Below are 1,376 nucleotides of genomic sequence, written 5' to 3'. Positions count from 1 at the left end.
CCCTTGAGCGCGTCGCCGATCTCGCTGGGCACGATCCAGAGCTTGTTGGCGTCGCCCTCGGCGATCTTGGGAAGCATCTGGAGGTACTGGTAGGAGAGCAGCTTCTGGTCCGGGTCACCGGCGTGGATGGACTCGAAGACCGTCCGGATGGCCTGCGCCTCACCTTCGGCGCGCAGCGCGGCGGCCTTGGCGTCACCTTCGGCGCGGAGGATCTCCGACTGCTTGTGGCCCTCCGCCTGGAGGATCTCGGACTGCCGGACACCTTCGGCCTGGAGGATCGCGGCGCGCTTGTCACGGTCGGCGCGCATCTGCTTCTCCATCGAGTCCTGGATGGAGGTCGGCGGCTCGATCGCCTTCAGCTCGACGCGGTTGACGCGGATGCCCCACTTGCCGGTGGCCTCGTCGAGCACACCGCGCAGCGCGGCGTTGATCTCCTCGCGGGAGGTCAGGGTGCGCTCCAGGTCCATGCCGCCGATGATGTTCCGCAGTGTGGTGACGGTGAGCTGCTCGATGGCCTGGATGTAGCTGGCGACCTCGTAGGTCGCGGCCCGGGCGTCGGTCACCTGGTAGTAGATGACGGTGTCGATGTTCACGACCAGGTTGTCCTGGGTGATCACCGGCTGGGGCGGGAAGGGCACGACCTGTTCACGCAGGTCGATGCGGTTGCGGATGGTGTCGATGAACGGCACGACGATGTTCAGGCCCGCGTTGAGCGTGCGGGTGTAGCGCCCGAACCTCTCGACGATGGCCGCGCTCGCCTGCGGGATGACCTGGATCGTCTTGATGAGTGCGATGAAGACAAGCACCACCAGGATGATCAAGACGATGATGACTGCATCCATCGCGTCCCCCTGGACTGTCGGTAGGTGTTCGGTGGGCGGCGGCCACCGTGCGTGACCGAGCCTGTGTCACGGGCCATCACATCACGACGGCGGTGGCCCCGTCGATCTCCACCACGTCGACCCGGCTGCCGGGTTCGTAGGACTCCCCGGAATCCAGCGCGCGGGCCGACCAGATCTCGCCGCCGATCTTCACCCGGCCGCCGCTGTCGTCCACGCGTTCCAGGACGACGGCCCGCTGGCCCTTGAGGGCGTCGACGCCGCTGGCGAGTTCGGGTCGCTCGGCGCGCATGCGCCGGGCGACCGGGCGGATCACCAGTATCAGCGCGGTGGACACGATCGCGAAGACCGCGACCTGCGCCACCGGGCCGCCGCCGAGCGCGGCCGTGAGCGCGCCGGCGCCCGCGCCGACGGCGAGCATGCCCAACTCCGGCATCGTGGTGATGACAAGCGGGATGAGCAGCCCTACGGCGGCGATCAGCCACCACACCCAAGCATCCACAAGGTCAATCATAGGGGTGGGGGGCGTTCACGGAC

At 68.0% G+C, this 1,376-nt stretch carries 2 protein-coding genes; both read right to left on the bottom strand.

Annotated features, from left to right (window positions below; translation table 11 throughout):
- Positions 1–842, bottom strand: an 842-nt coding sequence (locus GL263_RS26575; RefSeq protein ID WP_182858285.1) for an SPFH domain-containing protein, incomplete at its 3' end; no start/stop codon positions are given.
- Positions 843–918: 76 nt separating this feature from the next.
- Positions 919–1,353, bottom strand: coding sequence for an NfeD family protein (locus tag GL263_RS26570; protein ID WP_182858284.1), 435 nt, complete (start codon positions 1,351–1,353; stop codon positions 919–921).
- Positions 1,354–1,376: the final 23 nt, after the last annotated feature.

The organism is Streptomyces durbertensis (assembly GCF_014156695.1).
Lineage (GTDB): Bacteria > Actinomycetota > Actinomycetes > Streptomycetales > Streptomycetaceae > Streptomyces > Streptomyces durbertensis.
This window is presented reverse-complemented; position numbering and strand designations above follow the sequence as displayed.

Coding starts and splice junctions, on each gene's coding strand:
- GL263_RS26570 (WP_182858284.1), bottom strand. CDS start 1,353: ATGATTGACCTTGTGGATGCTTGGGTGTGGTGGCTGATCGCCGCCGTA.